The sequence below is a fragment of the Gilvibacter sp. CC01 genome (assembly GCF_055755295.1).
The window spans coordinates 2,170,555-2,195,465 of record NZ_CM146909.1; the positions used below are offsets into that span (position 1 = coordinate 2,170,555).

The 24,911-nt window shown below is 42.7% G+C and carries 25 protein-coding genes and 1 tRNA gene; 9 read left to right on the forward strand and 17 right to left on the reverse strand.

Translation table 11 applies throughout. The features are described from left to right. Positions 1-8 precede the first annotated feature (8 nt). From AC0J2F_RS10195 to AC0J2F_RS10205, 3 genes are all read left to right on the forward strand, one after another. Positions 9-458: a GatB/YqeY domain-containing protein gene (locus AC0J2F_RS10195; protein WP_473007561.1), complete on the forward strand. Its 450-nt coding sequence runs from the start codon at positions 9-11 to the stop codon at positions 456-458. Positions 459-463: 5 nt separating this feature from the next. Continuing rightward, positions 464-537: transfer RNA gene (locus AC0J2F_RS10200), tRNA-Arg, on the forward strand. Positions 538-815: 278 nt separating this feature from the next. Further along, complete coding sequence (locus AC0J2F_RS10205) at positions 816-1,700, forward strand: hypothetical protein (RefSeq protein WP_473007562.1); 885 nt, start codon at positions 816-818, stop codon at positions 1,698-1,700. Between the two features lie 167 nt (positions 1,701-1,867). On the opposite strand, the gene AC0J2F_RS10210 is transcribed toward AC0J2F_RS10205, so the two are convergent. Further along, positions 1,868-2,185 carry a heavy-metal-associated domain-containing protein gene (locus tag AC0J2F_RS10210; RefSeq protein ID WP_374957399.1) on the reverse strand — a complete coding sequence of 106 codons (318 nt, stop codon included), beginning with the start codon at positions 2,183-2,185 and terminating at the stop codon, positions 1,868-1,870. A 138-nt stretch (positions 2,186-2,323) separates the two neighbouring features. Between AC0J2F_RS10210 and AC0J2F_RS10215 the strand changes: the two genes are divergently transcribed. The 3 genes from AC0J2F_RS10215 (at position 2,324) to AC0J2F_RS10225 (ending at position 4,548) form a co-directional block, all read left to right on the forward strand. Further along, positions 2,324-2,857 (forward strand): hypothetical protein, encoded by a 534-nt coding sequence (locus AC0J2F_RS10215; protein ID WP_374957400.1) that lies wholly within the window; start codon positions 2,324-2,326, stop codon positions 2,855-2,857. Between the two features lie 14 nt (positions 2,858-2,871). After that, complete coding sequence (locus tag AC0J2F_RS10220) at positions 2,872-3,594, forward strand: Bax inhibitor-1/YccA family protein (RefSeq protein ID WP_087523266.1); 723 nt, start codon at positions 2,872-2,874, stop codon at positions 3,592-3,594. A gap of 120 nt (positions 3,595-3,714) precedes the next feature. Then, the gene (locus AC0J2F_RS10225; RefSeq protein ID WP_473007563.1) at positions 3,715-4,548 is read left to right on the forward strand and encodes a zinc-dependent peptidase; all 834 of its coding nucleotides are present in this window, start codon (positions 3,715-3,717) and stop codon (positions 4,546-4,548) included. Here AC0J2F_RS10225 and rpe read toward each other — a convergent pair. The 10 genes from rpe to rpsO form a co-directional block, all read right to left on the reverse strand. Beyond that, on the reverse strand, positions 4,545-5,213 hold the full coding sequence (rpe, locus tag AC0J2F_RS10230) for a ribulose-phosphate 3-epimerase (RefSeq protein ID WP_473007564.1): 669 nt from the start codon (positions 5,211-5,213) through the stop codon (positions 4,545-4,547). The two genes, AC0J2F_RS10225 and rpe, sit on opposite strands and share 4 nt — an antisense overlap. A gap of 26 nt (positions 5,214-5,239) precedes the next feature. Further along, positions 5,240-5,650 carry a BLUF domain-containing protein gene (locus AC0J2F_RS10235; RefSeq protein ID WP_473007565.1) on the reverse strand — a complete coding sequence of 137 codons (411 nt, stop codon included), beginning with the start codon at positions 5,648-5,650 and terminating at the stop codon, positions 5,240-5,242. 153 nt (positions 5,651-5,803) lie between these two features. Next, entirely contained in the window at positions 5,804-6,343 is a 540-nt protein-coding gene (locus tag AC0J2F_RS10240; protein ID WP_473007566.1) for a hypothetical protein, read from the reverse strand. 10 nt (positions 6,344-6,353) lie between these two features. After that, on the reverse strand, positions 6,354-6,899 hold the full coding sequence (locus AC0J2F_RS10245; RefSeq protein ID WP_473007567.1) for an RNA polymerase sigma factor: 546 nt from the start codon (positions 6,897-6,899) through the stop codon (positions 6,354-6,356). Between the two features lie 158 nt (positions 6,900-7,057). Continuing rightward, positions 7,058-7,921 carry a sigma-70 family RNA polymerase sigma factor gene (locus AC0J2F_RS10250; protein ID WP_034261238.1) on the reverse strand — a complete coding sequence of 288 codons (864 nt, stop codon included), beginning with the start codon at positions 7,919-7,921 and terminating at the stop codon, positions 7,058-7,060. 174 nt (positions 7,922-8,095) lie between these two features. Continuing rightward, the gene (locus AC0J2F_RS10255) at positions 8,096-9,799 is read right to left on the reverse strand and encodes an outer membrane beta-barrel protein (protein ID WP_473007568.1); all 1,704 of its coding nucleotides are present in this window, start codon (positions 9,797-9,799) and stop codon (positions 8,096-8,098) included. Further along, entirely contained in the window at positions 9,792-10,352 is a 561-nt protein-coding gene (locus tag AC0J2F_RS10260) for an RNA polymerase sigma factor (protein WP_473007569.1), read from the reverse strand. Before AC0J2F_RS10260 ends, AC0J2F_RS10255 begins: the two co-directional genes overlap by 8 nt. Positions 10,353-10,385: 33 nt before the next feature. Further along, positions 10,386-11,330 carry a hypothetical protein gene (locus AC0J2F_RS10265; protein WP_473007570.1) on the reverse strand — a complete coding sequence of 315 codons (945 nt, stop codon included), beginning with the start codon at positions 11,328-11,330 and terminating at the stop codon, positions 10,386-10,388. Positions 11,331-11,465: 135 nt separating this feature from the next. After that, positions 11,466-13,685, reverse strand: coding sequence for a polyribonucleotide nucleotidyltransferase (locus AC0J2F_RS10270; protein ID WP_473007571.1), 2,220 nt, complete (start codon positions 13,683-13,685; stop codon positions 11,466-11,468). A gap of 229 nt (positions 13,686-13,914) precedes the next feature. Beyond that, positions 13,915-14,184, reverse strand: coding sequence for a 30S ribosomal protein S15 (gene rpsO / locus AC0J2F_RS10275; RefSeq protein ID WP_087523256.1), 270 nt, complete (start codon positions 14,182-14,184; stop codon positions 13,915-13,917). A 181-nt stretch (positions 14,185-14,365) separates the two neighbouring features. Between rpsO and AC0J2F_RS10280 the strand changes: the two genes are divergently transcribed. Beyond that, positions 14,366-15,241: a hypothetical protein gene (locus AC0J2F_RS10280; RefSeq protein WP_473007572.1), complete on the forward strand. Its 876-nt coding sequence runs from the start codon at positions 14,366-14,368 to the stop codon at positions 15,239-15,241. A 623-nt stretch (positions 15,242-15,864) separates the two neighbouring features. Then, on the forward strand, positions 15,865-16,305 hold the full coding sequence (locus tag AC0J2F_RS10285; protein WP_473007573.1) for a helix-turn-helix domain-containing protein: 441 nt from the start codon (positions 15,865-15,867) through the stop codon (positions 16,303-16,305). Positions 16,306-16,505: 200 nt separating this feature from the next. On the opposite strand, the gene AC0J2F_RS10290 is transcribed toward AC0J2F_RS10285, so the two are convergent. From AC0J2F_RS10290 to tamL, 4 genes are all read right to left on the reverse strand, one after another. Then, positions 16,506-17,570: a hypothetical protein gene (locus AC0J2F_RS10290; protein WP_473007574.1), complete on the reverse strand. Its 1,065-nt coding sequence runs from the start codon at positions 17,568-17,570 to the stop codon at positions 16,506-16,508. Positions 17,571-17,955: 385 nt separating this feature from the next. Further along, positions 17,956-18,822, reverse strand: a complete 867-nt coding sequence (gene accD, locus AC0J2F_RS10295; RefSeq protein ID WP_473007575.1) for an acetyl-CoA carboxylase, carboxyltransferase subunit beta — start codon at positions 18,820-18,822, stop codon at positions 17,956-17,958. Between the two features lie 3 nt (positions 18,823-18,825). After that, a complete protein-coding gene (fbaA, locus tag AC0J2F_RS10300) occupies positions 18,826-19,893 on the reverse strand; it encodes a class II fructose-bisphosphate aldolase (RefSeq protein WP_473007576.1) in 1,068 nt (355 codons plus the stop codon). A 103-nt stretch (positions 19,894-19,996) separates the two neighbouring features. After that, the gene (tamL, locus tag AC0J2F_RS10305) at positions 19,997-22,546 is read right to left on the reverse strand and encodes a translocation and assembly module lipoprotein TamL (protein WP_473007577.1); all 2,550 of its coding nucleotides are present in this window, start codon (positions 22,544-22,546) and stop codon (positions 19,997-19,999) included. A 126-nt stretch (positions 22,547-22,672) separates the two neighbouring features. Here tamL and AC0J2F_RS10310 point away from each other — a divergent pair, with 126 nt between their 5' ends. Continuing rightward, positions 22,673-23,398, forward strand: a complete 726-nt coding sequence (locus AC0J2F_RS10310; protein ID WP_374960054.1) for a TrmH family RNA methyltransferase — start codon at positions 22,673-22,675, stop codon at positions 23,396-23,398. Here the strand turns inward: AC0J2F_RS10310 and porT are convergent. Both porT and ubiE read right to left on the reverse strand, forming a co-directional pair. Beyond that, positions 23,385-24,086, reverse strand: a complete 702-nt coding sequence (gene porT, locus AC0J2F_RS10315) for a type IX secretion/gliding motility protein PorT/SprT (protein WP_473007578.1) — start codon at positions 24,084-24,086, stop codon at positions 23,385-23,387. The two genes, AC0J2F_RS10310 and porT, sit on opposite strands and share 14 nt — an antisense overlap. Next, a complete protein-coding gene (gene ubiE / locus AC0J2F_RS10320) occupies positions 24,083-24,817 on the reverse strand; it encodes a bifunctional demethylmenaquinone methyltransferase/2-methoxy-6-polyprenyl-1,4-benzoquinol methylase UbiE (RefSeq protein ID WP_473007579.1) in 735 nt (244 codons plus the stop codon). The genes porT and ubiE overlap by 4 nt, the downstream gene beginning before the upstream one ends. Positions 24,818-24,911: the final 94 nt, after the last annotated feature.

Here is a 24,911-nt window from a genome sequence, read left to right on the forward strand (position 1 = left end):
CATAAACAATGAGTTTACAATCCAAAGTAATGGATGCCATGAAAGTGGCTATGAAAGCAAAAGACAGCCAGGCTTTAGAGTCGTTAAGAGCGGTAAAATCGGCGATTCTTTTGGCGCAAACTGAATCTGGTGCCAAGGCAGAATTGACAGAGGCAGAAGAGCTTAAATTGCTTCAGAAGTTGGTAAAACAGCGCAAAGACAGTGCCGCTATCTTTACCGAGCAAGGAAGAGACGATCTTGCTGCACCTGAATTGGCTCAGGCAGAGATCATCTCGCAATTCTTGCCAGAACAAATGTCCGAAGAAGAGATAGGGAAGGTAGTAGACCAGATCATTGCTCAAACCGGAGCTTCTAGTATGAAAGACATGGGTAAGGTCATGGGAATGGCTAACGGCAAACTTGCTGGTAAAGCAGATGGAGGCACCATTGCCAAATTGGTCAAAGCCAAATTGTCATAAGAATAGGCCGCGTAGTTCAACTGGATAGAATATCAGATTTCGGCTCTGAGGGTTGAGGGTTCGAATCCTTCCGCGGTCACGAATGAATCAAAAAAAGGTTCATATTTAAGCGAGTTCCAAAAAAGGAGCTCGCTTCTTTTTTTGTATGAAGCGTAAAATATGTTTTTTTGATTCTCAACGCGGAGCGTTGAAGGAACTTTGCGAAGCAAAGAATCCTCGTTTACCGCGGAGCGTTGGAGGCTGCTTGCGAAGCAAGCAATCTATTGGCTCCAGACGGAGTCTGGCGCCAGCGGCGTTACCCCAGCGAGTAATCCTTTTTTATTAGTTTTATGATCTCCCCTAATATCATAATGCTTAATGAAAATCAAAATTCTACTAATTTTTCTTTTTGCTTGCGCGATTTGTTCTGGACAGACTTCAGACATGGAGTTGCCTGTGTATAATGGGGAATTTAGATCAGTATCTACACCTTATTATCCAATCTATATTCTAAAATCGGAAGAAATAATCCTTTTTAACGATACAATTTCACCCGCTGATTTGTCTAAAGCACTGTACAAAGGCATACCTAAATATGGCAGTTATTTTATGATTCCAAAAGCTCAGGTTCATTTGATTGTTGATAAGGATGTTGCTTATGAGACGGTGGATATGGTAAAGTCGCAGATTGCATCAACTGCCGCCTCCAGACTTTATTTTTATTATAGAGCTTCGGACGAGAAAAGGATAAGTTCTAGGGTAAAAGCAATTCGACATCCTAATCATTCCTCTTTTTTTAAACTTAATATCCCGGATCATATGTTAACACGATCTGATCTGCTTAAGAGAGATAGTATTAAAAATACAATTGCAAATGAACTGCCTGTTCCACCAAGACCTTATCTTCTAAATACAATAAGAACAGTAGAGCAGGCAATTTATTCTGTGCAACAGAATGCAATCGATGAGGTATTAAATGCCAAGACTTGTATCTCTCTTACGCTAAAATCAGATGGTCTTTACCTGGGGGCTGGAAACAGAATGGCATTGCTTGAAGCTGAGGCAATATTTGATCTATTTTCGAAATATGATCTTGTTCTTCTCAAATTTGATAGAGACCTTCTTTATCAAGATTACTTTAATTATTTAATTGCATTAGAAGCAATTCAAGATCGATTAAAGAAAGTCGAAATAATAGAATTGTCTAAAGAAATTACGGAAATTCATATGGACGTTGGTATTCGATTACCTTGTGATGATTAGAAAATTCCCCCGCGCCAGCCCCTGCTGCGCGGCAAGCTATGCAGGGGGAACGATTGAAGCGAAAATCCCACAGCGAATATAATGAGCGAGGAATTGCAGCGGAAAGCGCGGTGCAGTAGTGAGCGCAGCGCTACTACTGTAGGCGCTCGTAAACCTAATCAATACAATTAGTAAGCTTCTTTTTTTCGCTGTTGTTGTACATGATAAAGCATGTCTGTGATTCCGGTTCGACCCTTAGCACAACTTACCAAAGCATTCGCCTTTTTGCCTATGGTGTTTAAAGCTGATTCAAGGGGATATCCTAGCTTGTTCAACTTGTAAATGGCAGCGTTGAGTGTTGTTTTGTTATTGTGGGTCAAACAGACTTCATTAGTCTCAGGATTAACCGACACCTCTAATACTCCATGAATGCGCTCCAGTCGTTTACTAATAGTGTTTACACAACCGGAACATCTCAAATTTTGAACTTTAATGGTTGTTTTCATAACACTAAGATTAATTTGTTCAAACTTAGCGAGAACGGTACTTTCTTAAAATGATATTGGTCAGTTATGAGATGTTTATTTATGGGGGATAATTGGCAAGATGAAAGAAAGTGTTTAATTTAGGAGAAAAGAAAATTCATGAATAGAATATTGGGCATAGGCTCGCGGATCGCTCACCCGGATTATGGCAAAGGAGTAGTCACCAATGTAACTGCTAAAATGTATTGGGTCACTTTTATGGATTCTGGCCTCGAGACCATTGGGGTTGATGCTGATTTTGAGGTAATAGAAGCGGTAGACGACGAGGTGGACACTGTGAGTTTCTATGAAATTGAAAAAAGCCTAAGAGAGATTCTACAGAAGTGGAGTGATGTCACAGAGATAGTACCTCTTGGAGACAAATGGAATGGCGGAACCATAACCTTGCAACCTTCGGACCCTAATTTGGCAGCTAAAGAGATACCTGTTAAGACCTTCTTTAACAAGATCGTGATGCTGCGCGATAGGCTGCGTGTCTTGGAACAGAAGATCAATTCCAACAAGAAACTGGACGAGGAAGAAAAGATTGACATTCAGCAATACATTACGCGCTGTTATGGAAGTCTGACTACCTTCAATGTTCTGTTTAAAAATAAAAGCCAACAGTTTGTTGGTGAATCATCTAAGCGATAACTAACACAATTAATATGGAACAAATTCAAGAAATTCATGAGCCACAGGCTAAACCGCAAATGGTTGCAGATCTGACTCAGGAAGAACAAGTAGCCTTTTACAAAAAGACCTATGGGCATGTAGCAGGGGCTGTTTTGTTATTCATTGCTGTGGAGGCGATCTTTTTTCAGATCCCGGCAGTAGTGAATTTTGCCTTTTCGCTGGCCGAGGGCTGGACCTGGCTTTTGCTTTTAGGAGGCTTTATGTTTGCTACTTCTAAGGCAGAGTCTATGGCAATGGGCACCACAGATCGCAATACGCAGTATGCAGCGCTGTTCTTGTACGTAGTTGCCGAGGCTTTTATTTTTATTCCGCTTATAGGTATAGCACTCTACGTTGCTGGCGATGGCGCCGGAGAATTGCTGAATCAGGCTGCTATTATCACACTGTCGCTCTTTTCTGGGCTGACGGCTGCTGTGCTGCTTACTAAGAAAGACTTCTCTTATCTAAAGACAGGTCTCACTATAGGATTTTTTATCGCTATGGGTCTTATTATTGCGGGTACCTTGTTCGGTTTTGATCTAGGGCTTTGGTTTAGCGTTGGAATGATAGTTTTGGCTGCGGGCTCTATCTTGTATCAAACCTCTCAAATGGTTCACAAGTACAGACAAGAGCAGTATGTGGCAGCTTCACTAGGTCTATTCGGAGCCTTGATGTTGTTGTTCTGGTATGTGTTGAGCATACTATCTAGCGACTAATGGAGGCTTAAAAGATATATTTTCAAAGCAGGTTCTATACGGGCCTGCTTTTTTGTATATGTTTATCCTACTGATTGATTTAAAGTAATTTATATATCTTACGAGGCCCAAAGAATCTCCATGATACTGCAACAACCAGATGAAAATATCGCTTGGCTTGCGCCCTATGCTTACGGCATAGTTGCGTTGGGATTCCTATTGTTTCTCTTTCGTGTCTTTGAGAATTTCTATGCCGAGCATTTTGGGAGACCACTGGTGCGACAGTATTTCTCTTATCGAAAATTACCTCGAAATCAGCTGCGCATACTTGAAACGGAATTTCCCTTTTACAGAAAGCTCAATAGAAAGCACCGCCGGCAGTTTCAACATCGTGTAGCGAGCTTTATTAAGGACAAAGAGTTTATCCCTCGAGAAGATTTAGAGCTTACAGATAGAATGAAAGTCTTGATCGCTGCTGTCGGATGCATGCTTAGTTTTGGCAGAAAGAACTATACCTATAGTCTGGTCCATTTTATTCTGATCTATCCGGAAGAGTTCTTTAGCAATATCAATCAGACCTATCACAAAGGAGAGTTGAATCCTGGTGGTCGGGCTTTGGTTTTATCTTGGAAAGACTTTGAGGCTGGACTAGAGGATGGGCATGATAATATAAATTTAGGTATACACGAGTTTATGCACGCCATGCAGCTGGAGGCCAAAAGGGGAGGAGATACCGATTCCGCTCGTTTTCAAGTCCAATTTCAAAAGATACTAAAGCGCCTAACCCATCAAGAGGTGAAAGACCGATTGGACGAGACACGGTACTTTAGAGAATACGCCTTTACCAATGAGTACGAGTTCATGGCTGTGCTCTCAGAGTACTTTATGGAGTCTCCTGGCACCTTTAAGGCAAACTTTCCGGAACTCTATGACCACACCCGGATGTTGCTCAATTTTAAATTTTTAGGGTACTAATAAGAAACTTGAGCGGTAGTCGCTTTTAGGTTGCTAATAGTCGTTGCTGGATCTTCTGAACGGAACACAAAACTTCCTGCAACTAGAACGTCTGCGCCAGCCTCAACTAAAGCTGCCGCATTGTTGTCTTTAACGCCTCCGTCTATTTCTATAAGGGTTTTGGCACCTTTCTCTGCTATCAGTGCACGCAGTTCGCGCACCTTAGCGTAGGTGTTCTCTATAAAAGACTGTCCGCCAAAACCTGGGTTCACGCTCATTAGGCAAACCAGGTCAAGGTCTGCAATTATGTCCGACAATAAAGAAACAGGAGTGTGTGGGTTCATAGCAACACCGGCTTGCATGCCGGCAGCTTTGATAGCTTGTACGGTTCTGTGTAAATGCGTACAGGCCTCGTAATGTACTGTAAGCACATTGGCTCCAAGATCTGCAAAGGTTTGAATATAACGGTCAGGATCTATGATCATCAAATGGACATCTAAGGTCTTTTCGGCTTCTTGAGCAATTGCCTTTATTACAGGCATGCCAAAGGAGATATTCGGAACAAAAACACCGTCCATAACGTCTAAATGGAACCAATCGGCTTCACTTTTGTTTACCATATGGACATCGCGGTGAAGGTTTCCAAAATCCGCAGCGAGAATAGAAGGTGCAATAAGGGTGCTCATCGATGATTTATTTTGTGCAAAAATAATCAATAAATGAAGGGTCTAACCACTTCTGCTCGTTTTTTCACAGCTCCATCAAAATTATCTTCAATGAATCGCAGGTATTTCTGAAGACTAAAAATTTGATCGGAATTATCTACGATAGAAAAACCTGTTTGATAGTTTTCAAACATTCGTTCGCTTGTGGATTGATTTAGGATCTCAATGATATGGTGGTGTCGCTGATCACGCTTAATGGTCTCGTAAAGCGGCAATAGGTTTTGAGGCGGGCCCTCCATGACCTGCATGAAATTTCCATGCGAAAACAACAATACACCCGTGATAACAAGGCCGAGGTTCTTTTCAACGATACCGTCAAAAACCTCGTTCACATTGTCATTGGTAATTGTTGAAATCGCCGTACTCACATAACAGACTGTGTGTATAGGCGTTTTCATCGTGGGGGTGATTTTCTTAAAGATAGCGAATTTCCTCGAAAATTGCAATAGAAAAAGAGCACTTATTATAGATTCTCACCTATTTAAGTAGCTGTTAAACAGAAAGCTAATGCTTGTTAGTGTTTTGTTTAAGCTTTGCTTTGTGAAGCTATATTAATTATTAATCCCCTCGGGTTCTTTGCTTTTCAGAATACTGTCAATGACCTTTTTGTCTTTGGTGCTGATTTGCTTTCCTGTTTTGGAGTCGTAATAATAGTAAGTGGGCGTCGGAGTGGCTCCTTCGGTAAAATCTGGTGATTCGCCTGTTGGTTGTTTGTCTTTGGCTAGAATTTCTTCTTTGCTGGTGGCAACGCCTGTAGGGTTTTCGTTATTCTCAATGTCTTCGCGTAACTCGGTGTTTTCTTCAGAGCTTGGGCTGCTTTGCTGTTCTAATTTGTCTGCCGGTATTATTACCTCCTGGGAAACAGATGCGGGATTCGATTCAGCTTCTGGCTGAGATCCGAAATTACTGAACAATAGCAAGGCGAGTAGTCCGAGAACACCAGCAGAGCTCCACAACCAGAAGACATACTTATTGCGTTTCTTGCGCTTCAGGCTTTGAGCAACAGTATTCCAACTTGGAACATCAGTAGTCTTATGCACGCCCTCCATACGAGCTTTGATTATTTTTTCTATTGGATCTTGGGTATTCATAAGCTAAATGTTAGGCCGGTTTAGTCATTAGTTTGTTGGCTAAGCTTTTTTTTAAAAGCACTTTCGCCCGATGGAGGTTAGATTTGGAGGTGCCGATACTAATGTTGAGCTTTTCGGCTATTTCCTGATGGCTGTGATCGTCTAATACATATAAACTAAAGACCAGTCGGTATTGATCCGGAAGCTGTTGTATAGCCTCTAATAATTGATCTAGATCACAATCTTGAGCCCATTTTGGTTCGTCTTCTGCCACCGAGAACCACGAAGGATCTTCGGTAAGCTGTTCGTTCTTTTTGTTGCGGTATTTCTTTACCGCCTGATTTATGGCGATGCGTTGCATCCAACCGGCAAAGGAACCTTCTCCTTTGTATTTTTTAATGGTTTCGAACACAATTACGAAAGCATCGTGAACATTGTCTTGGGCTTCTTCTACATTGCGACAGTACTTTAACGAAGTGGTGTATAGCGCATCTCTGTACTCGAGAAATAATTTTTCCTGAGCACGAGCGTCGCCTTTTTTACAGCCACTAATAAGATCGGTCAATGCAGTAGGCATTTACTTGGTTCTTTGCTGTAATGTACAGAATTATCGCAAAGGTTGCGTGAAGGCAGGGTCAAAAAGCAAAACCCCCGCCAGTGGCAGGGGTTTCATTCATCAATCAAAAAACGAACAGTTAGTTTAACTGTTTGTTACTGTACACTGAGTTAGTCGTATTAACCCAGATAAGTTTTCAATATTTTGCTTCGCGAGGTATGTTTTAGCCTGCGAATAGCTTTTTCTTTGATCTGACGTACACGCTCTCGTGTTAGGTCAAAGGTCTCGCCGATTTCTTCTAGCGTCATAGGATGCTGATCTCCCAAGCCAAAGTACAAACGAATAACGTCTGCCTCACGAGGGGTCAGGGTTTCTAATGCGCGCTCAATTTCAGTGCGCAATGACTCGTGTAACAAAGAACGGTCAGGGTTTGGAGATTCTCCAGAACGAAGTACATCGTACAGGTTTGAATCTTCACCCTCTACCAAAGGAGCATCCATGGATACGTGACGCCCGGAGTTCTTCATAGACTCCTTTACGTCATTGATGGTCATGTCTAGCTCTTTGGCGATCTCCTCTGCACTTGGCGGACGCTCATGCGCTTGCTCCAAGAAAGCAAAGGTTTTGTTGATCTTATTGATCGAACCGATTTTGTTCAGTGGTAAACGTACAATACGAGACTGCTCTGCTAGCGCTTGCAGAATCGATTGACGGATCCACCATACGGCATATGAAATAAACTTAAAACCACGAGTCTCATCAAAACGTTGTGCGGCTTTGATCAATCCTAAGTTTCCTTCGTTGATCAAATCCGGTAATGTTAGTCCCTGGTTTTGATATTGCTTTGCTACCGATACCACGAAACGCAGGTTAGCTTTTGTTAGCTTTTCTAAAGCACGCTGATCGCCTGCTTTGATTCGCTGTGCCAACTCTACTTCTTCATCGGCGGTGATAAGGTCGACTTTTCCAATTTCTTGTAGGTACTTGTCTAAGGAAGCGGTCTCCCTGTTGGTGACCTGCTTGGTAATTTTGAGTTGTCTCATCTAATAAATCCTCTCTTCTAAACTCACGTGCTTAATTGCACGCTGTACCTAGTTATACGTAAAGATACCCAAAAATGTTACAAATGGTTTACGAATTTTTAATAATTCTTTATCCGATGTTGAAAACCAGTTACTTAGCTAATCGGTCCACTATTTTACTGCGGATAAGATTTACTAGAATTTAAAGTGCAAGCCGCTAAATATCCCGAAGAAATAAGGTCTAAAATTGTTCACCGAGGTGTTTTCAGGCGAGTTCATCTGAATCTTGAGCATAGGGTCTAAATTCAGCTGAAAATGCTTAGAAATATCGTATTTAAGCCCTAGCCCCAGATTGAGAGTATATCCTAAGTTGGTTAGGTTGCTGGATTTACCCACCGCAACACTCTGTCCTAAGTCGTTTACGGCAAATATGCGGTTGTCGTCTAAGACTATTAAACTGGCTCCTCCAATGAAGTTGGCCCCAAATCTGTTGTTGATAAAGGAGTATTGATACTCCACAGGGATCTCCAAATAGGAAATGTCCTGATCTATGGTCACAACGTCGTTGGAATTAAAAAACTCAGTCGCATTCGGATTCAGCGGAATTCCTCCTTGCTGAATTTCGGCTCCAGGATCTATTCCCGTTAGTTGGTAAATGTTCACCACATTGTCAATGATATTTACCTGAAAATTCTGGGTGTTGTAACCTAGATTTACACGATTTATTCCAAATCGAAGCGCCGAGTTGCGGTTCATTTGATTCTTGATCTGCAAGCCGTAACTCAAATTGGTTTCTCCTTCTCTCGGATTGTTCTCCAAACGCGCATCTAACATAGAACCTTTAGTCAGCGAGCCATAAGTAGTAGGTGCCACCACAGCACCGACAGACCAACGCCAATTGGTCATTTCTTCTAGGTTTATTGCCCGCTCAAAGGCACGGAATTCCTTAGATTTTTTAATCTTTTTCTTAGGTTCCTCCAATTGAACTATAGGTAGCTCCGATGCTTGCTCACCGGTCTTGATCTCATTTTGGTTCGCATAGAAAGAAGCGTCTACGCCTGTAGGTTTCGTAGTATTCTTTGGCCATGCGTAATATCCTCTTGCCGGATAAACACTTTTTGCAGTCTGTTCACTTTGCGCTTGAGTTGCAGTATTAGTAGTTGCCGTTGCAGTGTTGGTCTCCCTTTGCACATTAAGCCCGGTCGCTGCGGATGCTTTGCGCGCTGTTGGATTCATAGCATTGGCATTGCCACTAAGGGGTGCGACATTTGTTTTAGTCGGATTCTCCTTAGAAACATTTGCTTTTAGAGGAGAATCAGTTGTATTGTCATTACTGCGGTTTTGAACTCCCGAAGCCACAGTACTTTGCGTGTCTGTATTTTCAGTATTCTTAATTTGGGTAGTTGTCCTGCTATTTTTGGTATTGCCCTTGTTAACATTTTTGTTGGCGGTAACGGCTGCTTTTTCCTTGTTGCTAATACTGTTTTGTTGTGCCGCGGATTCTACAGCAGTGTCCTCTGCCTTTGTTTCAGTCGTTTCAGCCACCGATTCCGCATCCTGAGCAGCTACAGGAATACTTTGCTTATTGTCGTTATTGTTCGGACTAGTGGTGGTCACTGAAGTGTCACTTGTTTCTGTATTTTTTTGAGTTACTTCTGAGTTTTCCGGAAGAGTAGTATCAGAGGAATTGGTGAATTTCCAAATTCCAAAGGTGGTAATCCCTACGATCAGTACAGCAAGGCCAGACTTGAGCCAAAACGGCATCCCCTTGGGTTGGGTGCCTTCCGCCTCGAGTTGACTGGCAATTTGTTCCCATAGCGCCGCACTATCTGACGGACCTTGGTTCAGGCCTTCCAGACGCTGCTTAAATGCTGCTCCTATGTCTTGTTTCTTATCCATGTTTAAGATTCTTAGTCACGGTTCGGTCTGCCCTGAGGGCAAGCACCTTTTCCTTTAAAATCAACTTGGCGCGATGTAAATTCGATTTTGATGTTCCTACGGAGATTCCCAATTGGTCTGCTATTTCGTTATGGGAATACCCGTCCAGTTCGTAGAGGTTAAAAATCAGGCGATACCTACTCGGTAGCTCTTGCACCAAACCCAGAAGGGTCTTTAAGGGCAAATGCATAGCCTGCTCATCAATCGCTGTATCTTCTTCAGCCATACGCTGTTCGTCTACAGAGACCGTGTAGAGGTCTTTCTTGTAGCGGTCAATGGCGGCATTGATCACAATGCGCTTCATCCAGCCTTCAAAGCTTCCTTTGTCGGCGTACCGCTTAATGTTTTGGAAAATTCTAATGAAACTGTCTTGGAGATGATCTTCCGCTTCCGCGTGGCTCTTGCAATACTTCAAACACAAAGTGAAAAGCACGTCTTTATAACGCAGGAACAATTCACTTTGTGCTTGTCTGTTTTGCTGTTTACATAACTTTATGAGCTCATGAAGTTCCAAGTATAGGTTTCATTTTACAGGTTTATGGCCTGCCTATTGCTTAGTGAATTTATAGGTAGTGTCCTCCGGAGCAACACAGTCAGACTGCAAGTCGTTTCCGAAAGTCAAGAAGAATACCGTATCGTCACTCAAGTCATAGGTAGATGGATCTCCTAGTGGTGGTCCGAAGTAATCTGCACCAGAACCACAAGCACAGTTGCTTTCTTGCAATGGAACAATGATGTTTCCACAAACAAGGGTATATCTAAAATCGTTCGGAGTAGTACAGTAATCCGGGTAGTTCGATGTCAAGAAGAATCGCTCGGTACTGAAATCTCCAACAGATACTGTTACTATAGATCCGTCATCGAAGGTCGGTCCATCAACATAAGGAGTGATCTCTTCTATCAAATACTCGCCAACCATATACGTCTCTTCAACAGGGCAAATCACTGTTGGAGCGTATTGGAAAGGAGAATTGAAGAATCCACCAGTAATGATACCTCCGGCATTGTTTACAGAGAATACACGACCATCGGTTAGATTAAGTGCAAGACGTACATTGAAAACATCTCCTCCAAAGAGATCTCCTTCTGTAACTCCTAGAGCTCCTAGCATTTCGTCAAGAGAAACACTAACAATCCCACGAGGTAAGCCAAAAGGCCCTGGACTAAAAGCTGCGCGATCTACCGTAGCGATCTGAACTTCTGCCGCAGAAGAATCTCCGTTATCGGGGGAATTGTCTGTAAGGGCTACAAACACGTCAACGGATTGTAGCAAGTCTCCATTTTGATTGTCCTGAGCTTCTACTTCAACTTCGAACTTAGCGCCTTCCACACCGATGGGGAGTTCACCAGAGATCACGTTTATTGTTCTCAGTACGGCTCCGCTGTCTACGCCTTCCAATACCTGGTCAATGGTATTGTTGGAATCCTTTTCACAGGAAACCACGAATAATGCAACTACAGCTGAGCAAAAAAGTGCGTAAAATTTTTTCATTTTTTGTGGTGTTGTTTAGTTAATAGACTTGCTTTTTTCTAAAGGTTGCGTTAAAAATAACTTTTATTTGCCGAATAATAAAAAAAGCCGCTAAACTAGCGGCTTTTCTTAGGTTTATTAGATCAGAAATCTGTCTTAGTTGCGGTCTTTACGATCGCGACGATTGTCTCTATTTCTGTTATCACGACCTCCGCCTTTGCGGTCATCGCGTTCTCTAGGCTTGCGCTCTACATAACCTTCTGGTTTAGGCAATAAGGCTTTACGAGAAACTTTCTCTTTACGTGTACGCTTATCGATTCCGAAGTATTTCACGTCGAATACGTCTCCCATGTTCACAACATCGGTTACGTTCTCTGTGCGTTCCCAAGCCAATTCAGAAACGTGAAGCAATACTTCGTTGCCTGGAGCTTCTAGGTATTCAACAACGGCTCCGAAGTCTAAGATCTTGATCACTTTAACTTCGTAAACGCTACCTACTTCCGGTTGGAAGGTTATCGCGGCGATCTTTGCCAATACCGCATCGATTCCGGCCTGATCGGTTCCAAGGATCTCTACAATTCCTTCTTCGGTCACAGGATCTTCGTTGATGACAATAGTGGTTCCTGTTTCTTTCTGAAGTTCTTGGATCACTTTTCCACCAGGTCCAATTAGAGCTCCGATGAACTCGTTTGGAATGATCTCTGTTACCATCTTCGGGGCGTGTGGCTTCACGCTTTCGTTTGGTTGTGCGATGGTGTCTGTCAATTTGCTCAAAATGTGCAAACGTCCGTCGCGAGCTTGTTTCAAGGCGTTCACCAAGATCTCATAGCTAAGCCCTTTGATCTTGATATCCATTTGACAAGCGGTAATACCATCCGCAGTTCCCGTTACTTTGAAGTCCATATCACCTAAGTGATCCTCGTCACCAAGAATGTCACTCAAAACGGCATATTTATCACCTTCGGAGATCAATCCCATAGCAATACCAGAAACTGGCTTTTTCATAGCAACACCGGCATCCATTAAGGCCATAGTACCACTACAAACTGTCGCCATAGAAGAAGAACCGTTAGATTCCAATACTTCAGACACTACGCGTACCGTGTATGGGAAATCGTCTGGGATCATTCCTTTAAGGGCGCGTTGCGCCAAGTTTCCGTGTCCAACCTCACGGCGAGAAGTTCCGCGGATAGGGCGGGCTTCTCCAGTTGAGAAAGGAGGGAAGTTATAGTGGAGGTAGAAACGCTCTTCACCTTCGTAAGAAGGCATGTCAATAATGTTTGCATCTCTGGATGTTCCCAAGGTCACAGTTGCTAGGGCTTGAGTTTCCCCACGAGTAAAGATCGCAGAACCGTGGGTAGAAGGTAGGTAGTCTACCTCACACCAGATCGGACGAACCTCGTCGGTCTTACGTCCGTCCAAACGCAAACCTTCGTTCAAGGTAAGATCGCGAATGGCTTTCTTCTGCGCTTTAGCCACATATTTGTGGATCAATTTGCCAAGTTCTTCTTGTTCTTCTTCTGAGAAGGACGCGAAAACTTCTTCTTTGATATCACTAAACGCTTGCCCACGCTCGTGCTTGGCAGAACCTGCCTTGGCGATAGCGTAAGTCTTGTCGTAAACCATATCATGGATCTTTTGCGCTAGCGCTTCGTCCTCGTCTTCTGGTTCGTACTCGCGTACTTCTTTCTTTCCAACGGCTTCTGCCAAACGCAACTGGGCAGCACACTGAACTTTAATAGCTTCGTGAGCAGCTTTGATCGCATCTGCCATTTCCTCTTCAGAGATCTCATCCATCTCACCTTCTACCATCATCACAGAATCTGCAGAAGCTCCAACCATCATATCGATGTCAGATTCTGCCAACTGTGCGCGGGTAGGGTTGATGATGAACTTACCGTCTACACGAGCTACACGAACTTCAGAGATCGCGCATTCAAACGGGAAGTCAGAAAGCTGGATAGCCGCAGATGCGGCCAATCCGGCCATCGCATCTGGCATCACTTCGTCGTCGTGAGACATTAGTTGGATCATTACTTGAGTTTCTGCGTGGTAATCCTTTGGAAAAAGTGGACGCAATACGCGGTCTACCAAACGCATGGTAAGTACCTCGCCGTCACTTGGACGTGCTTCGCGCTTAAAGAATCCACCTGGATAACGACCGGCTGCCGCAAATTTCTCGCGGTAGTCTACCGTTAAAGGCAAAAAGTCAACATCTGCTGCGTGGTAGTTAGAAACTACGGTACACAGCATCATACATTTACCGGATTGCACCACAACGCTACCGTGCGCTTGCTTGGCGAGTTTTCCGGTTTCGATAGAGATCTCTCTACCGTCTCCAAGGTCAATGACCTCTTTATAAGTCTTTGGTATCATAAAAATGATTTGGTGCTCTTTTTACAAGAGCGGGTTAACAATGGTTTGTTGTTGTGTAGTGAAGTGGAACCATCGTCGACCTAATGAAAAGCGTCTAAGCAGCTTTTTCTATTTTGAAGTGATTTTTAGCTTTTCTACCTAAAGTTAAACTCACTTCTATCCTTTCAAATATAAGAAAGGTAATTAAAAGTAAAGAGGGGCTCCAAAAGCCCCTCCAAAAGTATACGTATTATTTACGTAGTCCTAGTTCTTTAACGATAGCACGGTATCTCATAATGTCTTTCTTCATTAGGTAGTCTAATAGAGAACGACGCTTACCTACTAGTTTCACCAAAGATCTTTCGGTGTTGTAGTCTTTGTGGTTTTTTTTGAGGTGCTCTGTCAAGTGGGTGATGCGGTAAGTGAATAGCGCGATCTGCCCTTCTGCAGAACCGGTGTCTTGTGCAGACTTCCCGTGTTTTTTAAAGATGTCTTCTTTTACTTTTGGTGTTAAATACATGCCAACATTTATTTAAATAATTTTTATGTACGTCTGTGCCCTTACGACAACAGGGCGCAAAGATAGCGCTATTTATTGATTTGTGCTGATTCCGAGGGGGTTTAATTTTTTTTGAGGTGGATTTTAAACCTTCTTTAACATTTGAGGTCATAAGAACACAAACTCAAAAAAAATAGAAAAAATGAAAACCAAATTTCACCCTTTGCGGTTACTTAGTGTACTGGCTGTAGGAGCCCTGACCTTGACCAGCTGTTCTAGTGATGATTCAGAAGTTACTAGCGAGCAAGAAGAAGTCAACGCGCAGATCAGCGTGGAGACGATCAACCAGGTAGACGAGATTGACCTTGTTGATGAAGAACTTACCAATATTACCTTAGATATCATCGCCTCCGCAGAAGCCGACGCGAACGGCTTTGCCGCCAAGGTATCTGATTTTTTGCCCCCTTGCGTTACTGTAACCACTGTGGTTACTGATACCAGCGTTGAACGTACTGTAGATTTTGGAGACGGTTGTGAACTTCCTACTGGGAATACGCTGTCTGGAAGTTATACAATCTCTCACAGCGTAGATACGGATGCCCCATCTCGTACTTTTCAAGTGCAAACCAGCGATGACTTTTTCTTTAATGATATCAGCGTGAATGGTTCAAAAACTATTGTACGCAGTATCAATGATGCCGGAAACCCCAATGCCAATAAAACGGTGAGTCTTGATGTGGTTTGGCCCGATGGTGAAAGCATGAGTTACAGTGCAAACAAGAATCGTGAGTGGATCGAGGGTGCAGGTACTGGTTTCTGGGCAGACAATGTTTTCCTTCTGAGCGGAACCGTGAACTTCACCAACCGTTTGGGCGTTTCTTACAGCAAGGAAACTATAGAGCCTTTACGTAGAGAGTGGGCCTGTAGATTCATTGTAAGCGGTGTTCTAGAGCTCAGCCGAGAAGATGCTACCGTAAGTCTTGATTTTGGAGACGGTTCTTGCGATCCTTTTGGGACTTTGACCTTACCTTCTGGGGAGGAGCAAGTGATTAGGTTGAGAAGATTTTTAGCAAACTAAGTTGCTAATTAGTTTTCAGTAGTAGTCTACTGATTGGTTTTAGGTGAAAAGAGCGCTGTTAGGCGCTCTTTTCTATTTACGGTCATCGAGTGATTTGCAGAAAGCAAATTGTATCGAGATGACAATGAGAAGTTAGCTTTCCGCTTCGCGGGTACCTCACTCAAATGTCTACCAGACATTTGATTTTGCAATGCAAAATATCGTGAGCTAAAGTTTTAGGTTTATGACGTCGCCCGATTGGGCGGCGTTCTTGTATTATTTTTTTATGCCCTTTTTCCCATTGCCGCAAAAAGGGCCAAAAAGGTCTAGCGACGCTCACTCGTCTCTAAAATCTACGCCACCCGCAGCCACAGCTGTGCGGAGTTCGCACTCGGCTTTGCCTCCTTGCTGTTCCACACAGCTATCATCCAACTACTGCTGGCTTGATTTTAACGAGACTCGCGAGGGGTCGCGTTTTTCGAATTGATCTTTGCTCATTAAAGACGCTTCGCAGAAGGAGCGGATTTTATTTTAGCTGGCTCGATTTTTTACGAGACTCGTGAGGAGTCGTGTTTTGAGTTTTAAAATAAATTACTATATTTGGTGATAATTACTATAAATAGTAAATAAGTAAAATGAAATTAATGAGAGAAATTAAAAGGGAACTCAAGGAGCGAATGATGTTTCAAAGTGAGTTGGCAGAAAAAATGAAGGGCAATACTAAGACTAGAATTAAAGATTTATCCGAAATCTTGTCAGGAAAGAGAAAGCCTAGCACTCAATTACTGGAAGAAATAGCGGAAGCATTCGGTTGTGAATGGAAGCTAGTAGAGAAAAAAGTAGTAATGAAAGATTTTTTGATTTTTGATATGCACACTCCAGATGGAGTTGGGACATATAATGTTGTAAGTTATGAAGATGGTGTTCCAGATGGTGGGCCTAATTGGTATCATCGGAATTTAGATCATATCCGAAAAAAGCTTACCGAAAAGGGTATGAAGCTAATTGAAAATGGTATATATCAGGATCCTTTAATAGTTGAGGTTTGGAGAGGAGAAGAACAGCATCAGTTGTCCGTATTATAAAGTAAGATTTTATTTATTATCTGATTAAAATGATAGAAGTGGGATATTTATAATAAAAAAGTACGAGATTCATCTCGTACTTTTTCAAGTTTGTCAAAAGGAATTCAATTCCAATCTTCATCTTTATATTTAAATGCTTTCATAATTGTATTAGGTTTAGGATCAACTTCAAGATTATACGAATATACTACATTATATTTTTATTCAGGCTTTTGAACTATATCCTTTTCAGGCTTTTGAACTATATCCTTTAAACTTTTAAAACCAAAACTTATGCCAAAACCTTGATTTGGTAGAATTAATCCCTCAATATATTCTCGGGTTAATGAATTAGCGTTGTCTATATGTAGTTGTTTAAACTCACCTGTTACACCTACATTAAAAAACTGAAGATGCATATTATCTGGAAATGAGACATGAAACTTCATTGATTTCGTAATTGCACTGGTACGAAAGAGTTTATTATTATCTTCAAAAATATTGTACTCACGAACATCTTTCATTTCAACGCTGAATCTATCATGACAAGTAATAGGAATTTTATAACTAAATACAGTTCTGAAAGGTGTCTCTTCTTTTGTACTGTGTTCTTTTTCGACTTTCTCTAGAATGTTTTCCTCTTTATTATCTTTAGTTATATTAAAATATTCTCTCTTGTTTTTGTGCTGAACACTTGATCCTGGGTCAGGCTTATCTAATGCATATCCCCCTATTAGAATTGCTTCTTTATGACCTGTTTCCATAATTACATCATAACTAATTGTTTGACTAAATTTCATTAAGCCCGATTTATTCAATTCTTTAATAGTTAAGGAAACCACATAATTGTCATAATAGTAGTTTTTCTTTTTTGGAAAGTATTCGTCAAGAATTAAGTTGTTTAGTCTTTTACTAATATCTGGGAATCGTTTCTTGTAAATTGCTCTTGAGACTTTTCTCCAAAGTTTTTCTTTGTCCGAGCGTTTTTCAATAAATTTTGAACCTAGAATTACGTCCTCAATTTCACTTTTGAAAATACCTGTGAATTGTATCGATTTTAATACAGCTGCGAATACTCCTGAGGAAGCGACAGTAAATCCAAGCTTTTCAAGAAAGTCATTAACTTCTATTTTAAAGAAGTCTAGTTTCGCTATCAGTAATAATAACGCCGAAAAAAGTAATAATAGCCAAACCATATGCTTGAATACCCAGAGCTGGAGTTTTTTGCGCCAATTATTCTCATTATTTTTTGGTTTGTCTTTTTCTATTTTTTCAGTTTCACTCATGTTGAATGCTTTTTTCATCGAATTTTAAATACAAACTCCCCACCCTCAAGCATAATTACTCAAGGTGTGGGGAGTTTTCATAAAGCTACAAAATTATAACCATAAACCCCCGCCGCTGCGCATCACTACCGAGTGCTGTTCGGTGCGAGACCGTGCAATAGCGGCAGAGCCGCGCACGGCTCAGAAAGCACGAGGGGTTTTATGAAATAAAAAGTGATTCCGCAGTGGCTAGACCTTTTGGTCACTTTTACGGCAATGGTAAAAGTGACATTAAGAAAAGTAAGACGCGGTCATGTTAATGACATCTCGATACATCCCGCCAAAGGCGGGACACTCGATGTCCGTATAGTGTAAATAAAAAAGGCACCCATCGGGTGCCTTTCTCTTAAGCTGTCTTTTCTCTCAGAGGACGATTCAGAATCAAATCCAAATAGAGATTAATATTGCGCTTTAGGTCTTTCCTATGTGAAATGAAATCTAAGAAACCGTGTTCCAATAAGAATTCCGACGATTGGAATCCTTCTGGTAGGTCTTTCCCGGTAGTGTCTCTTACCACACGTGGTCCAGCGAAACCAATTAAGGCTCCAGGCTCAGAAATGTTGATGTCACCCAACATGGCAAAAGATGCCGTTGTTCCTCCCGTAGTTGGGTCAGTACATAAAGAGATATATGGAATCTTTGCTTCTGCCAATTGCGCCAATTTTGCAGAGGTCTTGGCCAATTGCATTAGCGACAGGGCGGCTTCCATCATACGGGCCCCACCAGATTTTGAGATCATCAAGAACGGAATGTTGTTCTTAAGGCTGTAATCTGCTGCACGAGCTATTTTCTCACCCACAACGGATCCCATTGAACCTCCAATAAAACGGAAATCCATACAAGCGATCACCAAATCAGCGCCCATAGACTTTCCAACCGCCGTACGTACAGCGTCTTTAAGTCCGGTCTTCTCTTGCGCGTCTTTTAAACGATCGGTGTATTTCTTTGTGTCCTCGAAGTTTAAAGGGTCCTTGGCAACCAGATTCTTATCTAATTCCTTGAACTTGTTGTCGTCAAAAAGGATATCGAAATATTCTTTAGAACCAATGCGAACGTGATATCCGTCTTCTGGGCTCACGTAAAAGTTCTTTTCTAACTCTTCTGCATCAACGATTTTTCCAGTCGGCGATTTATACCAAAGCCCTTTAGGGACATCTTTCTTGAGTTCGGTTGGGGTTTGGATCCCCTTCTTTGTTCTTTTAAACCAAGCCATGTCTTAAAGGGTATTTACGTTGTTTAGGTCTTCGAAAGCTTTCTCCAAACGCTTGCGGAAAGTCACTTCGCCTTCGCGCAACCATTTACGTGGATCATAGTACTTTTTATTCGGTACATCAGCTCCATCTGGGTTTCCGATCTGGGTTCTCAAATAATCGATATTTCCAGTCATGTAATCGCGGATACCTTCTGTAAAGGCAAACTGCAGGTCGGTGTCGATGTTCATTTTTACTACTCCGTAGCCGATAGCCTCGCGGATCTCCTCTAAAGTAGAACCACTTCCGCCATGGAATACAAAATCAACAGGGTTGTGTCCTGTTCCAAATTTGGCTTGAACATACTCCTGAGAGTTCTTCAAGATCTTTGGGGTTAGTTTTACATTTCCAGGTTTATAAACCCCGTGTACGTTTCCAAAAGCAGCAGCAACAGTAAACTGATCACTCACTTTCATGAGTTCCTCATAAGCGTAAGCTACTTCTTCTGGCTGGGTGTATAGTTTAGAGGCATCAACATCTGAGTTGTCCACGCCGTCTTCCTCTCCACCGGTGATTCCCAATTCGATCTCTAGGGTCATACCCATTTTGGTCATGCGCTCAAGATATCTTTTAGAGATCTCAATGTTTTCTTCAATAGGCTCCTCAGAAAGATCCAGCATATGGCTGCTGTACAAAGGAGTTCCGAATTGCTTGTAGTGCGCCTCACTGGCATCTAAAAGGCCGTCTACCCAAGGCAATAGTTTTTTGGCGCAGTGGTCTGTGTGTAAGATCACTGTGGCTCCGTAAGCCTTGGCCATTTCATGTATGTGTCGCGCTCCAGCGATTCCACCGGCGATCGCCGATTTTTGATTTTCGTTGGAAAGGCCTTTTCCGGCATTGAATTGTGCCCCTCCGTTGGAGAACTGAATGATAACCGGAGCGTTAAGTGCAACGGCTGTTTCCAGTACAGTATTGATAGAGTTTGTGCCTACCACATTTACCGCTGGCATGGCAAAACCTTTTTCTTTCGCTAGTTTGTGAATTTCCTGAACTTCTCTCCCGGTGGCTACGCCCGGTTTTATCGAATGACTCATAAAGACGTTTTTCAGTATAGGTTAGGGTAGCAAAAATAACAAAAAATATACGGTATGGGCTTGGTGGCCCAAAGAATCAACGCGAACGTTTTAGCTGACGGAATTAGAACGGATAATTCACCCCAATATTAAAGACAGCATTGGCGAAGTTGTACTCCTTAAACCAACGGTCTCCGAGGTCACGCGCAGGATTGTGTGTTTTAAAGCCCGTGTCGAAACGCAATACAAAAAATCCGAAGTCATAACGAATTCCAAAACCACTAGCAACAGCCAATTCACCAAGATCGCTCAAACCTGAGAACCTAAAGGCCTCGTCTTGTTGGGAGTCTAGAACATTCCAAATGTTTCCTGCATCTACAAACAAAGCTCCTTTTAAGGCTCCCAATAAGGTAAAACGATACTCGGCATTGAAGGCGAGTTTAAAGTTGGCTTCGTTGAAATCTAGTCGGCTGCCGCTGCTTCCTGGACCGAGGTCAAAGGGACGCCATCCGCGGTTGTCGTTAGCACCTCCAGCAAAGTAGGAGCGAATAAATGGTATGCTGTTGCTATTGCCATATGGGATGGCGATACCACCAAAACCGTGAACCGCAAGCACAGCATTCTGGTTGATCTCCCAGTGGCGGATAAAATCTATCTCTCCCTTTACATATTGAGAGAATTCCACGCCCAGGGCTTTGCGGTTTCCGTCTTCTGCAACTTCGGTATTGGCCAGGTCGGTGATCAGCGAAAGGAAGTTTCCTGCAGATTCTAATTTCCATCGCCAACGGCTAAAGCTCAGATCGTAAGTGTCTTCGCGCGAATCGCGGATCCAACTTACACTGGAACTGAAGATTAGATTGTCTTCTGACAAACGATCTCTACGCTCATCCACGCTGGCTAGTTCCTCTAAATTATCTCTGGTAAATTCGAGACTGTCTGGGTTATCTCCTAAAGCATCATTGATAAACTGATTGATCTCTTCTGGAATGCCCAAATTAGGGTTCTCCGGATCGGCATAGACATAACCGCTGCTCTGTGCGATATCGTTCACTATTTCGAAAGAGCTGCGGTATACATTAAAGAAATTACTCGTGTTTAGATTGCGCACATATTGAATGTCTGCCAAACTGAGGTTCCAGGTCTTGGTAGGACTGGGTTCCCACTGATAATTAAAGGCCAGATTCAAGTTTTGTCGGTCTAGCCCAATATTGTTCTGAAATCCTACCCCTGTACTAATACGTGTCTTTGGAGACATGAATTTAGGAATGATCTTATCTGTATTCAGCGGGAAGAGAATTCGCGGAAACTGCAAGGCTGCGTTTCCACCTACATCAGAGATGTTGAAAAATCGCTGGTCTGCATCCGCAGCATCCTGAGATGAACCCAAACTGCCTCGTGCTGAGAGCTCAAGGGTTTCTGCTCCTTTAAATACGTTTCGAATGGAGAAGGTGGTCCTAAAAGCCACCCCAAATTCTTGAACGGTGGAGGTGGAGGCGTCAAAGTTGACGTCTAAATTGTATTTCTTAAGCGGGGAGAGGAGGATGTTGGCAATTAGTCCGTTGCCCTCTGGATCGTCTGGGTCCGGACTGTATTCTATGGTAGGGTAGCGGAACACATTCAAATCGCTGATCTGGTTGTAGGTCAACGAACGGTCAATATCGCGAAAAACCTTGCCAGGAGTAATGGAAATTGCATCGGTAATCGCCTTGGGTTTGTAGTCAAGGCCATCAAAACTGTAAAGTTCGAATCCTTTGTAATTAATGCTGTCTGCAAACTGCTCAGCTCGTCGTGAATAGCGATAATCAGTAACAACTCGCACCTTGTTAACGTCGTAAGACTTAAATGGTTCGGTATAGGTACTATCTGGAGTTGTGATAGTTCTGTCTGGAATGATATAGGTGATTAGTGCCTTGTGATCGGTGTTTACGGTATCTCCTTCAAAGGTTACGTATTCCGTGTCGAAATCGTAAAGCCCAGAGTTGCGAAATTGCAGGGTCAGTCGGTCTATTTCGTTCTCAAAGTTCTCGGCATTGTATTGCTCGCCTTCTTTGATGAAACTCTGATTCTTGGTTTGTTGAAATAACGAGTCCACCACTGGAGAACTTATCTGAGTCTTGATAGAATCAACTATATAAGGTTTATGGCGCAGCACTTTATAGTTCACTTTGGCGCGTTGGGTACTGTCTCCATCTATGGTGTAACTGGCCTCGGTGTTGAACCAGCCGCGTCTGCGGTAGTAGCGTTCCAAGCGCTTTCGAGATTTTTCTAGTTTTGCCTCATCTATGATCACCGGCGCTTCACCTATCTTTTTGATCCAATTGTTGATGCCGACATAAGATTGCTCTAGTTCGTAGAGCTGTTTTTCAGAAAGTCTCTTGGCCAAGCGCTCCTCGCGTTTAGGTTTCTTCGCTAACCACTCCTGAAATGTACTGTCTGGGTCCTTTTTGGCAAAATTGTAAATGTGCAGACTAAACGGTATACCTAAAACTCGAGTGTTGGGTCGCTGCGAGAGTTGCGCGTAGATATTCTGGTTTTTAATTGGCTCTCCATCTAGACTTATCTGGTTCTCTACCAGCAGGTATTTGTTGTCAGGAACCCGCTTTACCGCATTACAAGAATACAGCAGTAGTGCCGTAACAAATATTAATACTATTTTTGAGTGAAGTTGCTTCAAGCGCCCAATAGATTACTTCAAAAATAAACTATTTCCGATACAGTCCGCCTTTATTTAGCAAACTGTGAAAATAGTCGGTTTTTTATAGGTTGGATAGCTGATTGGAGCGGTATTATTTGCAGATATATGCTGAGCAAGAACACCCTCAAATACCTAACGTCATTACGTCAGAAAAAGTACCGAGACCGAGAAGAGGTCTTTATAGCAGAAGGTCCCAAACTCATTGGCGATCTTTTGGATGCAGGCTTGGAGTTACAGCAACTTTACACTACAGATGCTGCTCTTTTTCAGGATCAAGCTGCGGAGTTCATCTCCGCAGTAGAACTCAAAAAGATCAGCAATCAGAAAACGCCCAACGCTGCCTTTGCAGTTTTTGAGAAAAAAGAGCCTGTTCCATTACAAGAAAATGGACTTATTTTGGCCTTGGACGGTGTTCAAGATCCAGGAAATTTAGGGACAATAATCAGACTTTCAGATTGGTTTGGGGTGCGTCATATTGTTTGTACACACACCACTGCGGACTGTTATAATCCGAAAGTTGTGCAAGCCTCTATGGGAAGCCTGGCTCGCGTACAATTGCATTATCTGGAAGACCTACCGGCTTGGTTAGCACAGACCGATCTACCTGTTTATGGCGGTTTTATGCAAGGAGAGCATGTTTACAAAAGCGCCTTACCAACTGATGCGGTTTTAGTTATGGGCAACGAGGGACAGGGGATTTCCCAAAAGGCCGAAGCTGTTATAGATGTGAGGCTCAGTATTCCAAATTTCGGAACGGGTCAAGAAAGTCTCAATGTAGCGACAGCAACTGCTATACTGCTCAGCGAGTTCAAGCGATCTATTGAAATGTAAAATTGATAAAGATACCGCGGGTGCCCATGGAGCTTATGTTGCCTGTCCAAGGGCTATTTGGGTCATTGTCTGGAATTAGCTCGTTGTTCATGGCAAAGACTCCACGGATAGAAGGAGTGAACTTGAAATAGAACAGGTAGAAATCGATCCCAAATCCGACCTCCCAGAATTGTGCAGTGCTTTCCATTCTGAATTCACCTCCGGAGTTGTCCTGCGGATTATCACTATTGCTCGATAAGTTCCAAGCAGAAGAAACTCCGCCTACAATAAAGGGCTTAAAGTTGTTAAGTCGTTTTGTAGAAACCTTGAGCAGTAAAGGCACGTGAATGTAAGTAGACTTTACCTCGCGCAAAATGTCGCGTTCTTCTACAAAACCGGGAAAACGAATGTCGCGTTGGGTAAAGTAGAGTCCTGGCTCCAAACGCAGGTTCATGTGCTCGTTTAGGCGCATATCTCCAATAAGACCTACGTTGAATCCGCCAACACGATCGATCACGATATCCTCTGCTTGAGGTCCTTCGTATTCGATCTTAAAGTCGTATTGATTAAACCCTAAAAAGTATCCCCAGGTTAAAAATCGTTTGTCAAAGGTCTCTAAATTGGCCAGGCGTTCTTTGCTAAAAAGCTGTGCTTGTGCACTATGCGTCAAAAAAATAAAGGCCAATATGAGGATCAGTTTTCTGCTCATGCTTTGGTTGCGGTGTAAATAGTGGCTACACCAAAAGTTTGCGGTTTATTTTCAGTCTCTTTAAACCCGATTTTTGCAAAAATATTGTTGAGACGTTCTCCATAAGGGAAAGCCGCTGCGCTCTCTGACAGATATCCGTATGCGACTTTATCTTTGGAGAATAGCTTTCCAATGAGCGGCAAGATACCTTTTGAGTAGAATTTATAGCCTTGTTTGTAAGGAAATTTTTCTGGAACTGAAGTTTCCAGAACTACGAATAAGCCGCCAGGTTTTAAAACTCTCAAAATCTCGGCTAAGCCTTTTTCTAGATTTTCAAAATTGCGGATCCCAAAAGAGACCGTAATAGCATCAAAGTGATTGTCTGGGTAGGGCATGGCTTCAGAATCTGCCTTGACAAACTCCAAACGATCGGCAAAGGAAGCAGCAGCCGTTTTTTTACGCGCTACACTGAGCATGCCGTCTGATATGTCTAGGCCAGTTACTTTGGCCTTATCCATACGCTGAGCGAAAGCTATGGCCAGATCGCCAGTTCCGGTCGCTATATCCAAAACCGTTTTAGGTTTGTGGTCCACAACCAGATTCACAACTTTTTTGCGCCATTTCTGGTCTATCCCCAAAGAGATCACGCGATTTAAGCCGTCGTAGCGGTTAGAGATATTGTCAAACATCTGCTCCACTTGGGCTTTTTTGCTGAGCTCCGAATCCTTATAGGGGTTAACCGACTTGGCCATGCAATTAATTTGGGGGCAAAAATACACAAAAATGACCCAATCGCCTTGTCGCAAAGCTGTTAATCTTAAGTGCAAATCCACAGATTTTCTGTAA

Excerpts from the sequence above, each read along its gene's own strand:
- AC0J2F_RS10195 (WP_473007561.1), top strand. The coding sequence starts at position 9 with ATGAGTTTACAATCCAAAGTAATGGATGCCATGAAAGTGGCTATGAAA.
- AC0J2F_RS10205 (WP_473007562.1), top strand. The coding sequence starts at position 816 with ATGAAAATCAAAATTCTACTAATTTTTCTTTTTGCTTGCGCGATTTGT.
- AC0J2F_RS10210 (WP_374957399.1), bottom strand. The coding sequence starts at position 2,185 with ATGAAAACAACCATTAAAGTTCAAAATTTGAGATGTTCCGGTTGTGTA.
- AC0J2F_RS10215 (WP_374957400.1), top strand. The coding sequence starts at position 2,324 with ATGAATAGAATATTGGGCATAGGCTCGCGGATCGCTCACCCGGATTAT.
- AC0J2F_RS10220 (WP_087523266.1), top strand. The coding sequence starts at position 2,872 with ATGGAACAAATTCAAGAAATTCATGAGCCACAGGCTAAACCGCAAATG.
- AC0J2F_RS10225 (WP_473007563.1), top strand. The coding sequence starts at position 3,715 with ATGATACTGCAACAACCAGATGAAAATATCGCTTGGCTTGCGCCCTAT.
- rpe (WP_473007564.1), bottom strand. The coding sequence starts at position 5,213 with ATGAGCACCCTTATTGCACCTTCTATTCTCGCTGCGGATTTTGGAAAC.
- AC0J2F_RS10235 (WP_473007565.1), bottom strand. The coding sequence starts at position 5,650 with ATGAAAACGCCTATACACACAGTCTGTTATGTGAGTACGGCGATTTCA.
- AC0J2F_RS10240 (WP_473007566.1), bottom strand. The coding sequence starts at position 6,343 with ATGAATACCCAAGATCCAATAGAAAAAATAATCAAAGCTCGTATGGAG.
- AC0J2F_RS10245 (WP_473007567.1), bottom strand. The coding sequence starts at position 6,899 with ATGCCTACTGCATTGACCGATCTTATTAGTGGCTGTAAAAAAGGCGAC.
- AC0J2F_RS10250 (WP_034261238.1), bottom strand. The coding sequence starts at position 7,921 with ATGAGACAACTCAAAATTACCAAGCAGGTCACCAACAGGGAGACCGCT.
- AC0J2F_RS10255 (WP_473007568.1), bottom strand. The coding sequence starts at position 9,799 with ATGGATAAGAAACAAGACATAGGAGCAGCATTTAAGCAGCGTCTGGAA.
- AC0J2F_RS10265 (WP_473007570.1), bottom strand. The coding sequence starts at position 11,330 with ATGAAAAAATTTTACGCACTTTTTTGCTCAGCTGTAGTTGCATTATTC.
- AC0J2F_RS10270 (WP_473007571.1), bottom strand. The coding sequence starts at position 13,685 with ATGATACCAAAGACTTATAAAGAGGTCATTGACCTTGGAGACGGTAGA.
- rpsO (WP_087523256.1), bottom strand. The coding sequence starts at position 14,184 with ATGTATTTAACACCAAAAGTAAAAGAAGACATCTTTAAAAAACACGGG.
- AC0J2F_RS10280 (WP_473007572.1), top strand. The coding sequence starts at position 14,366 with ATGAAAACCAAATTTCACCCTTTGCGGTTACTTAGTGTACTGGCTGTA.
- AC0J2F_RS10285 (WP_473007573.1), top strand. The coding sequence starts at position 15,865 with ATGAGAGAAATTAAAAGGGAACTCAAGGAGCGAATGATGTTTCAAAGT.
- AC0J2F_RS10290 (WP_473007574.1), bottom strand. The coding sequence starts at position 17,570 with ATGAGTGAAACTGAAAAAATAGAAAAAGACAAACCAAAAAATAATGAG.
- accD (WP_473007575.1), bottom strand. The coding sequence starts at position 18,822 with ATGGCTTGGTTTAAAAGAACAAAGAAGGGGATCCAAACCCCAACCGAA.
- fbaA (WP_473007576.1), bottom strand. The coding sequence starts at position 19,893 with ATGAGTCATTCGATAAAACCGGGCGTAGCCACCGGGAGAGAAGTTCAG.
- AC0J2F_RS10310 (WP_374960054.1), top strand. The coding sequence starts at position 22,673 with ATGCTGAGCAAGAACACCCTCAAATACCTAACGTCATTACGTCAGAAA.
- porT (WP_473007578.1), bottom strand. The coding sequence starts at position 24,086 with ATGAGCAGAAAACTGATCCTCATATTGGCCTTTATTTTTTTGACGCAT.
- ubiE (WP_473007579.1), bottom strand. The coding sequence starts at position 24,817 with ATGGCCAAGTCGGTTAACCCCTATAAGGATTCGGAGCTCAGCAAAAAA.